Genomic DNA, 8,333 nt, shown 5'->3' with positions numbered 1-8,333 from the left:
CGATGCCGCAGCCGGCAAACCGTTCGACCCGGCACTGCTGGAGACGCTGGAAGGCCTGGCGCATCGCGGTTACACCGAAGGTTTCCTGCGTCGTCATACCCATGATAGTTATCAGAACTACGAGCAAGGTTTCTCCATCTCCGAGCGCCAGCAGTTTGTCGGCGAATTCACCGGTGAACGTCGCGGCGACTGGGCGCAGATTGCGGTGAAGAACAAGTTTATGCTCGGGGATGCTGTCGAGATCATGACGCCAGAAGGCAACCTCAACTGCACGCTTGAAACCATGCAGAACGATAAAGGATCGGCGGTAGACGTGGCGCCAGGCGATGGACATCGCGTGTGGATCCCGGTGCCGGAGTCGGTCAACCTCGCCTTTGCCCTGCTGCTGCGTAATTTCACCGATGGCAACAGCACCTACGATCCACATGGGAAAAATCGCACTTAATGAAAAGATTTCGGCGAAGTTAGATTAGGATCACAGACCACCTCTTCGCCTCGCTTTAGAATTCCGCCTGCTGCTAACGAGTAAGAATAAAAGCAGGTAGTACCAGGAACCACCTCATTCACCCGCCCGGCTCCCCCGTGCGGGTTTTCTTTTTTCTACGCCACCCAATTTTTCGTCGCCCGCCGATAAAGTTCTCTCCCCGGCTATGCTATAACCTGTGCTCTGTAACTCGCATCAAGGAACTGATAATGCAAAACAAACCGCTGACGCTGCTGATCCTCAATGGGAAAGGCGCAGGTAATGAAGATTTGCGCGCTGCGGTGAATACGCTGCGTGATGAAGGCTTTAATCTGGCGGTGCGCGTCACCTGGGAAAAGGGTGATGGCGATCGTTATGTGCAGGAAGCGGTTGATTTGCAGGCAGAAACCGTGGTGGCCGGCGGCGGCGATGGCACCATCAATGAAATCGCGACCGCGCTAGCACGCTTGCCCGAACAGCAACGTCCGGCGTTGGGCATTTTACCGCTCGGCACCGCCAACGATTTCGCCACCAGCGTCGGTATTCCTGAAGGTATGGAACCGGCGCTGCGTTTAGCGTTGGTGGGAAAAGCGACAACCATCGATTTGGCGCGGGTGAACGGCGATCGCTACTTTATTAATATGGCGACCGGCGGCTTTGGCACGCGCATCACCACTGAAACCCCCGAAAAGCTGAAATCGGCGCTCGGTGGCGTGTCGTACTTTATTCATGGATTGATGCGCGTCGATGCGCTGAAACCGGATCGCTGTGAAATTAGCGGACCCGGCTTTAACTGGCAAGGCGATGCGCTGGTGATAGGCATTGGTAATGGACGTCAGGCCGGCGGCGGGCAAAAGCTCTGCCCGGATGCGCTGATTAATGATGGACAGCTCAATCTCAGCATCGTTACCGCGCAGGAGTTACTGCCCACGTTGCTGCATTCCCTGACGCGTGATGATGAAAATCCGAATATCGTCACGGCACAATTGCAGTCGCTCACTATCCGTTCACCGCATGAGATGACGTTTAATCTGGATGGTGAACCACTGACGGGAAGTGAATTTGAGATTGAAGTGATGGCGGGCGCACTGAGCTGTCGCTTGCCGCCGCAATGCCCGTTATTAGCGTAATTTTCGCGGGTCGCCAATCATGGCGACCCGATTTCTGATTTACACCTTCATCCAGCGACGTTCCAGCGCGGAAACTGCAACCGCTTCAAGCACCTTCTGCACCTGCAATCCTTCGGCGAAATCTGGCCACATGCGATCGCCTGCGGCAATGCCATTGATCAAATCGCGGATCTCAACGGTTTTCTGATCGTTGAAACCGATGCCGTGCCCGGCCGAGACGCAGAAATTGGCGTAATCCGGATGCGCCGGACCGGTCAAAATGGTTTTGAAACCCTGACGTCCTGCCGGTTCATCGTGGATGTACAGCTCCAGCTCGGCCATACGTTCCTGAGTATAGCGCAGCGTGCCTTTAGTGCCGGTGACCACATAGGTCAGGCCCATTTTGCTGCCGCAGGCGATACGCGAGGTTTCAAACACGCCGTGCGCCCCGTTTTTAAAGCGCAGCAAGGCGCTGGCCTGATCTTCGTTTTCCACTAGCAGCAGGCGCGACTTGTCCTTCGGGTCCGGACGCTCTTTAATCACCGTCATCATATCGCCGCTGACTTCTTCAATATCACCGACCAGATAGTGCGCCATATTCACAATATGTGCAGCGAGGTCGCCTAACGCGCCTAATCCCGCTAGCGCTTTCTGGCAGTGCCAGTCGAGCGGCGTTTCAGGACGCGCCAGATAATCTTCGTTGTGCGTGCCGTAGAAATGCACCACGTCGCCGATTTCACCACGAGCGATAATTTCGCGCGCCAGCTGGCTGGTCGGGTTTTTCATATAGTTGAAACCAACCAGCGTTTTCACGCCCGCCTGCTGCGCCGCTTGCACCATCTCTTCCGCATCGGCCACTGACAGCGACAACGGCTTCTCAGAATAAACGTGCTTACCGTTGCGAATTGCTTCCAGCGCCATCTCTTTGTGCAGGAAGTTTGGCGCACAGATATCAACCACATCGATGTTTGGATCGCGCACCAGCTCACGCCAGTCGCCAGTTGAACGGGCAAAGCCAAAGGTTGCCGCCTGTTTCGCCGCCAGCTCTGGATTTACCTCTGCCAGCATCTCACGCACGATCTCGCCTTTAAGGGCAAAAACCGTGGGTGCCTGAGCGTAGGCAATTGCGTGACAACGACCAATGTAACCACTGCCAATCATACCGATTCTGACTTTGTTCATGACTAATCCTGCATTCGGGTAAGAGTTGATGTGGAATATATGTTTCGCTTTTTGCCCCGACAACGGTGAAATGAAATATCTGTGATCATGCATGCGAGGTATCTGACAAAATCGACAAATCAGAATGTAATTTTGCATAGAGTTGGTGATCATCGTCACAAAACAGATTCTGTCAGCCGTGATTTTGCCGCGCTGAGTTCGCTCATAGCGTGCAATTGACGCTTTATTCAGCAGTCAGAACGAATTGTGAAAAAGAGTTTTGACAAGGCGAGGTCCGCTCGATAATATGCGCCCCGTTCAAACGATTCCTCTGTAGTTCAGTCGGTAGAACGGCGGACTGTTAATCCGTATGTCACTGGTTCGAGTCCAGTCAGAGGAGCCAAATTTAAAAAACCCGCTCAGGGAAACCTGAGTGGGTTTTTGTCTTTGTAGGCCGCCATTTAGGGTGGCCGTGATTCCCTGGTCGCCATGAATGGCGACCCTACGTAACTGTTCCTCTGTGATTCTGTTCACAACTCTGCAACGCCGACTTGTATGGTAGTATTAGTGCGCGTATTTTTTCATCATTGCATTCCCGTTGGAGTAGATGATGAAAAGTGTAGTGATTGAGCAACCGGGTGAACTGGTACTGGCAGAGCGTCCGCTGCCGCAACCCGCTGCGGGTGAAGTACGCGTGAAAGTGCAGTTTGCCAGCATCTGCGGTTCCGATGTGCATATCTGGCACGGTCATAACCCTTTCGCTAAATATCCGCGCGTGATTGGTCACGAATTTTTTGGCCTGATCGATGCGGTCGGCGCTGACGTTGCCGCCAGCCGCATTGGCGAGCGCGTAGCGGTCGATCCGGTTGTCAGCTGCGGCAACTGCTATCCCTGCTCCATTGGTCGCCCAAACGTCTGCAAAGCGTTGCAGGTGATTGGCGTGCACCGCGACGGCGGCTTTAGTGAATATGCCGTCGCACCGGCTAAAAACGCCTTCCGCCTGCCGGATAGCGTGCCCGACAAACTTGCCAGCATGGTCGAACCTTTCACCATCGCGGCCAATATCACCGCCTTCCTCAAACCACAGCCAAACGATGTGGCGCTGATTTACGGTGCCGGTCCAATGGGACTCACCGCTATTCAGGTGCTGAAAGGCGTATACGGCGTTGAACAGGTCTTGGTGGTTGATCGTCTGCCAGAACGTCTGGCGCTGGCGCAGGAAAACGGTGCCGATCAGGTGTTCAACAACAGCGATATTCCGCTCGCCGCGCAGCTGGAAGGCGTGCAGCCGACGCTGATTATTGATGCCGCCTGCCATCCGACGATTCTGGCCGAAGCCGCCGCCCTCGCCTCACCGGCGGCGCGTATTGGCCTGCTGGGCTTTTCTGGCGAGCCGTGCAGCATTACGCAGCAAAGTCTCACCAGTAAAGAGCTGTCGCTGTTCACCTCGCGCCTCAACAGTAATCGCTTCCCGCAGGTGATTGAGTGGATTGAGCAAGGCCAGATCCAGCCGGAGAAACTGGTGACGCACTATTTCCCGCTGGCGGAGGTTGAGCAAGCCATGACGCTGTTCGAAAAAGATCCCCGCACCTGCTGCAAAGTGATCCTACAAATGGGTTAAGTTAACCCGCACACCAGGTGTCCCCATGCCGGTCCCTTACCCGCCGGCATTATTACTATAAAAAATGACGATGACGGAGTTTCTATGTTTAAGAACCTGCGCTGGACCCTCGTACTGCTGTTGTTCCTGGTGTTTATGATCAACTACCTTGATCGTATCGCCCTCTCTCTGACTGTACCACTGGTGGAAAAAGACCTGATGATCAACGCCGAACAGTTCGGCATGATTTTCGGTAGCTTCTTCTTCGGTTATGCCCTGTTCAACTTCATCGGTGGCTTAGCGACCGATAAATTCGGCCCGACTATCGTGCTCGGCACCGCCGTTGGCATGTGGTCGCTGTTCTGCGGCCTGACCGCGATGGCGACCGGCTTCTGGTCGATGATGATTCTGCGCGTGCTGTTTGGCATGGCGGAAGGCCCCATCTCGGCGTCGGCGAACAAAGCCATTAACGGCTGGTTCCCGAAAAAACAGGCCGCCACCGCGATGGGTTTACTCAGCTCGGGTTCACCGCTGGGTGGCGCGGTTGCCGGTCCGATTGTGGGTTATCTGGCGCTGTCGTTCGGCTGGCGTCCGGCGTTTGTGGTGATCGCCGCGATTGGTTTTGTCTGGCTGGCGCTGTGGTTCTTCTTCGCGTCCGATAACCCGGCAAAAAGTAAGCGCGTATCAGAGGAAGAGCGTGCCCTGGTGGAAAAACTGAAAGCCGAAGAACCGGCTGACGTCATCGACCCAAGCGGCAACGCGCACGGTTTGGGCTTCTATCTACGCCAGCCGATCATTCTGGTCACCGCCTTTGCTTTCTTCTGCTACAACTACATTCTGTTCTTCTTCCTGAGCTGGTTCCCGGCGTATCTGGTGCAGGCGCACGGCCTCGACATCAAAGCGATGAGCATCACCACCATGATCCCGTGGATTGTTGGCTTCGTTGGCCTGGCGTTGGGTGGCTGGATCTCCGATAAGATTTTCAATATCACCGGCAAGCTGCTGCTTTCACGAAAAATTGTGCTGGTGGTTTCACTTACCGCCGCCGCGATTTGCGTGGCGCTGGCAGGTACGATAAAAGAGGTCAACTCGGCGGTGATCATGATGTCGATCTCGATCTTCTTCCTCTACATCACCGGCGCGATTTACTGGGCGATTGTGCAGGATGTGGTGCATAAAAGCCGTGTCGGCAGCATCAGTGGCTTTATCCATCTGATTGGTAGCCTGTCAGGCGTAATCGGCCCGGTGGTGACTGGCTTCATCGTGCAGCACTCTGGTAAGTTTGACAGCGCCTTCATCCTCGCGGGTGCAGTGGCAGGCGTCGGTGCGCTGCTGGTGCTGCTGGTAATTCGCGAACCCAAGGCCAACAATAAACCGGTTTCAGTGTAAATCTCATGGGGCGCTGAGCGCCCCATTTGCCAAAAGGAATGACTATGTTAGAGCTTGAACGCCTCCCCGCTGATGTCCAACGTCCCGCTTACGATCGCAGCCAACTCAAAACCCGCATGGTGCACATCGGCTTTGGTGCCTTCCATCGTGCGCATCAGGCGCTGGCAACCGATAAGCTGGCGGCACAAGGCAGCGATTGGGGTTACTGCGAAGTGAATCTCAACAGCGGCACGCTGATTCAGGCGCTACGTCAGCAGAATCTGCTCTATACGCTGACCGAAATGGCCGATGAGAGTTTACACACGCGCGTGATTGGCGTGGTGACGCAAGCGCTGCATGGCAAAGGCGACGGCATTGATTCAGTGATTGAAGCGATGAGCCAGCCGGATGTGGCGATTGTCTCGATGACCGTGACCGAGAAAGGCTATTGCTACATGCCCTCGAGCGGCAAGCTCAATCCCGATCATCCCGATATTGTGCACGACCTCGCGAATCCTACTCAGCCACGCTCACTGCCCGGCCTGATTCTGGCGGCAATTATCCGTCGCCGTGAACGCAATTTGTCGCCGTTCAGCGTGATGTCCTGCGACAACATGCCGGAAAACGGCCATGTCACGCGTAACGTGATTACTCAGCTGGCCGAGCGCCACAGCGCTGAACTGGCGGATTATATCCAGACGCACATCACCTTCCCTTCAACCATGGTTGATCGCATCGTCCCGGCAATGACCGATGCGGCATTCGACGCGCTGGCCGAACGTTTAGGCAGCCGCGATTCGGTGGCGGTAGAAGCTGAGCCATTTTTCCAATGGGTCATCGAAGACAATTTTGTTAGCGGACGTCCGGCATGGGAAAACGCCGGTGCGGAACTGGTCAGTGATGTGCTGCCGTTCGAAGAGATGAAGCTGCGTATGCTCAACGGCAGCCACTCGTTCCTCGCCTATCTCGGTTTTCTCGCCGGTTATGAGCACATCAGCGATTGCATGGCCGATGCCAGCTATCGTGCAGCGGCGCGGGCATTGATGCTGCAGGATCAGGCGCCAACGCTGCGCACGCAGGGCGTCGATCTCGAAGCCTATGCCGATTCCCTGATTGCGCGTTACGAGAATCGCGCCATCAAGCATCGCACCTATCAAATCGCCACCGATGGCACGCAAAAGCTGCCGCAGCGTCTGCTGGATAGCGCGCGCTGGCATCTGCGCAACGGCACTTCATGCGACTTCGTGTTGCTGGGTGTGGCGGGCTGGATGCGCTACGTTAGCGGCGTGGATGAGCAAGGCCAGGCCATTGAGATTCGCGATCCGCTCAAAGATCAGCTGGCGAACATCGTGGCTAACAGTGAGGACGGTGCAGCGCGCGTTAAAGCGTTGCTTGGCCTAAACGCCGTGTTTGGCGACGATCTGCTTCAGCAGCCGGCCTTTGTCTCACGCGTGACCGAACTCTATCTGCAGCTGTTGCAACAGGGCGCGCGCGCCACGGTGCAAAGCCTCGTCACACAAGGCTAAGCGCCTGCACAAATGTGTAGCGCAGACGCAGCGTGCTGATTAGACTGAACCTTTCTTAACGGGCTGGCAGATGCCAGCCGTAATACGGATATTGCTGCATGTCGACTGCCTATACCATAACCACCAGCGAACCGGTAAATCAGCAGATCTACCGTTATCTGCGCAAAGATATTGTGACCTGCGTTATTCATCCGGGCTCGCTGCTGTCGGAGAAGGAAGTGTCGGCGCGTTTTAACGTATCGCGTCAGCCGGTACGTGAAGCTTTCATCAAGCTGGCGGAAGCCGGACTGGTGCAGGTGTTACCGCAGCGCGGCACCTTCGTACGCAAAATCTCTGCCCAACGCGTGGCCGACGGCCGCTTTATCCGTGAAGCGGTAGAGATCGCCGTGGTACGCCGCGCCGCGCAGGAGATTGGTGCCACTGGATTGATGGCGCTGGAGCATAACCTGCAGCTGCAGCGCCTCGCCGCCGAACGTCATGACAGCCAGGCTTTCCTGGGGCTGGATGATGAGTTTCACCGCCTGATTGCGGAAGGGATTAATTGCCTGCTGGCGTGGGAAACGGTGGAGAACATCAAAGCCACTATGGACCGCGTGCGCTTTCTGACCTTGAGCGAAGTGTCACCGCCGGAGCGTTTGATTCAGCAGCATGAAGATATCTATAACGCATTGAAAGCGCATGATGTTGAAGCCGCTGAAAGCGCGATGCGCCGCCATCTGCAGGAGATGATTTTGACCATTACGCCGATTGCCGAGCGTAATAGTGAGTGGTTCGAAGCGCCTTGATTTAGTGCTCGCTGTCCCCCTCCTCGGTCCTCCCCCATTAATGGGGGAGGAAGATGCTGCAATATGTAAGTGTTGAAGCAGCATGTGGCAGCATCTCCTTCCCCCGCGGGCGGGGGAAGGTCGGGATGGAGGACAGCCAGCGCAATCCCAATCAGGAAATCGTCAGTAACCAGTGCACGTAGGACTGATAATGACTCTCCTGCTCTAACAGCTCAGAACGCAGCGGATGCGCTTCGCGCCAACCGGCCGGCAACGTCAAATGCAGTGCATCATCATCCGCCTGTAAACGCACGGCAGGCAAGGTGTCATCGCGACGACGAC

The 8,333-nt window shown here is 55.7% G+C and carries 7 protein-coding genes, 1 tRNA gene and 1 pseudogene; 7 read left to right on the top strand and 2 right to left on the bottom strand.

Annotated features, from left to right (window positions below; genetic code table 11):
• Both RTY00_RS14615 and yegS read left to right on the top strand, forming a co-directional pair.
• Positions 1-445, top strand: a 445-nt coding sequence (locus RTY00_RS14615; protein WP_312664931.1) for a U32 family peptidase C-terminal domain-containing protein, incomplete at its 5' end; no start/stop codon positions are given.
• A 248-nt stretch (positions 446-693) separates the two neighbouring features.
• Complete coding sequence (yegS, locus tag RTY00_RS14610; RefSeq protein WP_312664930.1) at positions 694-1,593, top strand: lipid kinase YegS; 900 nt, start codon at positions 694-696, stop codon at positions 1,591-1,593.
• Positions 1,594-1,632: 39 nt separating this feature from the next.
• On the opposite strand, the gene RTY00_RS14605 is transcribed toward yegS, so the two are convergent.
• Entirely contained in the window at positions 1,633-2,754 is a 1,122-nt protein-coding gene (locus RTY00_RS14605) for a Gfo/Idh/MocA family oxidoreductase (protein WP_312664929.1), read from the bottom strand.
• A 306-nt stretch (positions 2,755-3,060) separates the two neighbouring features.
• On the opposite strand from RTY00_RS14605, the gene RTY00_RS14600 reads away from it, so the two are divergent.
• The 5 genes from RTY00_RS14600 (at position 3,061) to RTY00_RS14580 (ending at position 8,012) form a co-directional block, all read left to right on the top strand.
• Positions 3,061-3,136 (top strand) — tRNA-Asn (locus RTY00_RS14600).
• 207 nt (positions 3,137-3,343) lie between these two features.
• Positions 3,344-4,354 carry a Zn-dependent oxidoreductase gene (locus tag RTY00_RS14595; RefSeq protein ID WP_312664932.1) on the top strand — a complete coding sequence of 337 codons (1,011 nt, stop codon included), beginning with the start codon at positions 3,344-3,346 and terminating at the stop codon, positions 4,352-4,354.
• Between the two features lie 84 nt (positions 4,355-4,438).
• Complete coding sequence (locus RTY00_RS14590; RefSeq protein ID WP_061717761.1) at positions 4,439-5,722, top strand: MFS transporter; 1,284 nt, start codon at positions 4,439-4,441, stop codon at positions 5,720-5,722.
• 44 nt (positions 5,723-5,766) lie between these two features.
• The gene (locus RTY00_RS14585) at positions 5,767-7,227 is read left to right on the top strand and encodes a mannitol dehydrogenase family protein (protein ID WP_312664928.1); all 1,461 of its coding nucleotides are present in this window, start codon (positions 5,767-5,769) and stop codon (positions 7,225-7,227) included.
• A 98-nt stretch (positions 7,228-7,325) separates the two neighbouring features.
• A complete protein-coding gene (locus tag RTY00_RS14580) occupies positions 7,326-8,012 on the top strand; it encodes a GntR family transcriptional regulator (RefSeq protein WP_154155917.1) in 687 nt (228 codons plus the stop codon).
• Positions 8,013-8,163: 151 nt separating this feature from the next.
• Here the strand turns inward: RTY00_RS14580 and RTY00_RS14575 are convergent.
• Positions 8,164-8,333 (bottom strand): annotated as a pseudogene (locus RTY00_RS14575) (guanosine-5'-triphosphate,3'-diphosphate pyrophosphatase); the annotation flags it as partial.

Origin of the sequence: Pantoea sp. CTOTU49201 (genome assembly GCF_032054795.1) — a bacterium.
Classification (GTDB): Bacteria; Pseudomonadota; Gammaproteobacteria; order Enterobacterales; family Enterobacteriaceae; genus Pantoea; species Pantoea symbiotica.
This window is presented reverse-complemented; position numbering and strand designations above follow the sequence as displayed.

Coding starts and splice junctions, on each gene's coding strand:
- yegS (WP_312664930.1), top strand. CDS start 694: ATGCAAAACAAACCGCTGACGCTGCTGATCCTCAATGGGAAAGGCGCA.
- RTY00_RS14605 (WP_312664929.1), bottom strand. CDS start 2,754: ATGAACAAAGTCAGAATCGGTATGATTGGCAGTGGTTACATTGGTCGT.
- RTY00_RS14595 (WP_312664932.1), top strand. CDS start 3,344: ATGAAAAGTGTAGTGATTGAGCAACCGGGTGAACTGGTACTGGCAGAG.
- RTY00_RS14590 (WP_061717761.1), top strand. CDS start 4,439: ATGTTTAAGAACCTGCGCTGGACCCTCGTACTGCTGTTGTTCCTGGTG.
- RTY00_RS14585 (WP_312664928.1), top strand. CDS start 5,767: ATGTTAGAGCTTGAACGCCTCCCCGCTGATGTCCAACGTCCCGCTTAC.
- RTY00_RS14580 (WP_154155917.1), top strand. CDS start 7,326: ATGTCGACTGCCTATACCATAACCACCAGCGAACCGGTAAATCAGCAG.